We start from the raw sequence: 3,164 nt of genomic DNA on the forward strand, positions 1-3,164 counted from the left end.
CCGCGGGCGCTGCATCCGGAGCGCATCGAGATCGTGCGCGCGCTGCCGCCCGGGCCCGGCGCCCCGCGCCGCGACGAGCCCGCGGGGTGGCGCGCGGCGCCGGACTGAGAGGCTGAGAGTCTTTCGATCATGCCCGCTCATCACGCCAGAAAAACTCTCCGCCTCTGAGCGCCTGGCAGCGTCCTAAACGAGGCCGCAGGCGACCGCGCGCGAGACCGCCTGGTGGCGGCTGGTGACGTCGAACTTGGTCATGATGTTGCGCACATGGTGCAGCACGCCGTGCTCCGACAGGTGCAGGATCTGGGCGGTCTCCCAGGTCGACTTGCCGCCGGCGATCCACTTGAGGCATTCGAGCTCGCGCGGCGTGAGCGGCGCCTTGAGCGCGCGGCCGCTCTTGTTGACCAGGCGCGACATGGCCTCGTGCACGAAGTTGGCGATCAGGGGGCCGTAGAACAGATTCTCCTGGATGAACTCGCTCGCATCGACGACATCGGCCCCGAGCACCAGGCTGAGCATGCCGATGTCGCCGTCCTTGTTATGGACCGGAAAGCTGACGCCCGATTCGAGGCCGTGGCGCTTGGCGTCGGCCGAGAAGCGCTTTTGCTCCTCGGTCACAAATATCTTCGGCTCCCAGACCATCGGCGTGAGCTTGCGCTCGGCGTGCTGGAGCGCGGGATCGATGCGGCTCAGGTTGTTGTTCTCGTAGTGCTGCAGCCAGGCCAGCGGAAAATTGCTGAGCACCCGGTCGAGGCTGCTGCTACGGTCGAGCATGAACCGGGCCCGGTAGAAGAAATGCTCGAAACCCAGGTGCTGGGTAAGCTGATGCAGGATTGTTTCGAGTTGCTGCTCGTTTTGGCATTGGTTCACCTTCTTGAGCAAACTGAGCGCGCTCGATGTGTCGTGTAGAGTCTCCATGCGACCTCGTATTTTATATGCAACGATTTTGTCAAACCAGTGTTGCACTGTAATAAAATTTCCAAGGTGCGCACTTGACGAAGATCAAGCATTGGTCGCGATGGCGGACACTTTCTCTGACCGCGCCGCTTGCGTCGGCGCGGGCGGCCTGCGGCGCCGGGCCGCCCGCCGTTTCAGCCGCAGCTGCCGATCGCGCCGCAGGCGGTGCAAAACTCGCAGCCATCCCTGTTGATCACGGTCTTGTTGCCGCACTCGGGGCACGGTTTTCCCGCCAGGGTCGGGGCGCCGCGGGCGGCGCGGCCCGGTTCGTCCGAGACCACCCCCATCGCGGCCACCGGCGCGCCCGCCTCGGTCAGGATGCCGAGCATCGCGTAGCGGTGGATCGCCAGTTGCGCGATGTAGGCCACGGTCGACGGATAGTTGGCCTGGCGCGCCTGGCCCGGCACGCGCGCGAGGAAGTCGCCGCGCGGCTCTGCGTAGTTTAGCAACTTGCGCAATTTCATGCCGATCCAGGCCGGGTCGACCACGCGCATGTCGAGGCTGAGCAGCTTGCACAGGCCGTCGAGCGCGCGCGGGTGGGCCCCGGTGAGCCAGATGCTGTACGGGCGGCGCGTGCCGTCGGGCATTTGCAGCTCCTTGAGCATGAGCACGAAGTCGTCGCCGGTGGCCGGGTTGCGCACGTCGGCCACCCAGGCCAGCGTGCCGTCGGTGCCGGTCTTGGGCTCGCGCGGCGCGAACAGGGCGTCGAGCACCGGGCTCGGGTCGTTCTCGCGCGCCTCGAGCGCGCCGAGCTGGTGGCAGCGCCACTCGACCAGTTTCGCCAACGCGGCCGTGGTGCTGGGCACCTGCACCGGCGCGCCGTGGGGCGGCATCGGCATCTCGAAACCGTCGCCGTAGGCGCCGGCCAGCATCGACAGTTTCTTGCGCAGCCAGCCGCGGTCGTCGGCGCGCATGTCGGCCGACAGCGTCTTGGCGATCGCGTCCAACCCGCGCGGCGGCTGGCCGCCGAGCACCCAGACCTCGAACGGCACCCCGTCCTGGTCGGCCACCACGACCGCGAAGTCGCCGTGCGGCGTGCGGATGGTGGCGCTGACCCACGCCGGGGCGCCGGCGGGCAGGCCCGGGCGCGACGGCCAGCGCAGCGAGGCCAGTGGCGGCGCCTTCGCCACCTCGGTCAGCACCAGCCGCTTGTCCTGCTCCGACAGCGTCATCGGCTGCGGGTTGGCCAGCGCCCCCGGCACCGACAGCACGGCCCCGAGCACGCTGTTGGGCCGGTAGGTGGTGATGCCCTTGAGGCCCTGGCGCCAGGCCTCGGTGTAGAGATCCTTGAACGCCTCGAACGGATAGTTCTCGGGCACGTTGACGGTTTTCGAGATGGCCGCGTCGATGTAGGGCGCGACGGCGGCCACCATCAGCATGTGGTCGGCGGCGGAGATTTCGAGCGCCGAGACGAAGGCGGCCGGCAGCTGGGCGACGTCGTGCCCGAGCTCGCGGTACAGGCGGTAGGCGTGGTCCTCGACCAGGTAGTCCTTCTTGCCGCCGTCGGCCATGCGCTTGGTGCGCTGGTAGTACCACGAGAACGCCGGCTCGATGCCGTTCGAGGCGTTGTCGGCGAAGGCGAGCGAGATGGTGCCGGTCGGCGCGATCGAGACCAGGTGCGAATTGCGGATCCCGTGCGCGCGGATGCGCGATCTGAGCGGCTCGGGCAGGCGCGCGGCGAAGCCGCTGCGCAGGTATTTTTCGGCGTCGAACAGGGGGAAGGCGCCGCGCTCGCGCGCCAGCTCGACCGAGGCGCCGTAGGCGGCGTCGCGCATCGCGCGCGCGATCACGCTCGCCAGCGCCCTGCCCGCCTCGGCGTCGTAGCGCAGGCCAAGCATGATCAACGCGTCGCCCAGGCCCGTGAAGCCGAGCCCGAGGCGGCGCTTGGCGCCCGCCTCGCGCGCCTGCTCGGGCAGCGGCCAGTTGGTCGCGCTCAGCACATTGTCGAGCATGCGCACCGCGACCCTGGCCACCCGTTCGAACAGGCCGAAATCGAAGCGCGCCTGCTCGCTGAACGGCATGCTGACGTACTTGGTCAGGTTCAGGCTGCCCAGGCAGCAGCAGCCGTAGTCGGGCAGCGGCTGCTCGCCGCAGGGGTTGGTCGCCTCGATGCGCTCGCAGTAGGCCAGGTTGTTCTCGGCGTTGATGCGGTCGAGGTACAACACGCCCGGCTCGGCCGCCGCGTAGGTGCTTTTCATGATCAGGTCCCA

Annotated in this window: 2 protein-coding genes; both read right to left on the reverse strand. The window is 68.6% G+C overall.

Features of this window, described 5'->3' with window-relative positions; translation table 11 throughout:
* Positions 1 to 183: 183 nt before the first annotated feature.
* Positions 184 to 915, reverse strand: coding sequence for a helix-turn-helix transcriptional regulator (locus C7C56_RS10175; protein WP_106757316.1), 732 nt, complete (start codon positions 913 to 915; stop codon positions 184 to 186).
* A 173-nt stretch (positions 916 to 1,088) separates the two neighbouring features.
* On the reverse strand, positions 1,089 to 3,164 hold a 2,076-nt coding region (locus tag C7C56_RS10180), incomplete at its 5' end, for a ribonucleotide reductase barrel domain-containing protein (protein ID WP_106757317.1).

The organism is Massilia glaciei (genome assembly GCF_003011895.2).
In the GTDB taxonomy this organism is placed as follows: Bacteria; Pseudomonadota; Gammaproteobacteria; order Burkholderiales; family Burkholderiaceae_D; genus Telluria_A; species Telluria_A glaciei.